Origin of the sequence: Shimia fortis (genome assembly GCF_040225985.1) — a bacterium.
Lineage (GTDB): Bacteria > Pseudomonadota > Alphaproteobacteria > Rhodobacterales > Rhodobacteraceae > Shimia.
Genome location: NZ_JBBPEU010000053.1, coordinates 1 through 309 on the forward strand (window position 1 = coordinate 1; position 309 = coordinate 309).

The 309-nt window shown below is 66.0% G+C and carries 1 pseudogene; it reads left to right on the forward strand.

Annotated elements, in window-relative coordinates:
• Positions 1-309 (forward strand): annotated as a pseudogene (locus tag WNE31_RS18480) (calcium-binding protein); the annotation flags it as partial.

Here is a 309-nt window from a genome sequence, read left to right on the forward strand (position 1 = left end):
AATATCGAAAGCGTGCGCGGGTCGCGCGATGATGGCGACAGCCTGATCGGCAACAGCGCGGGCAACCGTCTGGACGGGCGCGGCGGCAACGATGTGCTGAACGGCGGCATGGGCGACGACACGCTGATCGGGGGCGACGGCTATGACACCGCCCTGTTCGGGGTCGCAACCGGCGACATCAGCGTGCGCGCCGTTGACGGCGGCATCGAGGTCACGTCCAGCGAAGGCACCGATTTCGTCGAGAACACGGTCGAGGTGCTGCATTTCCTTGACGGGCTGCGGTCTTACTCGGAAGTGGCCGCGCTTGGT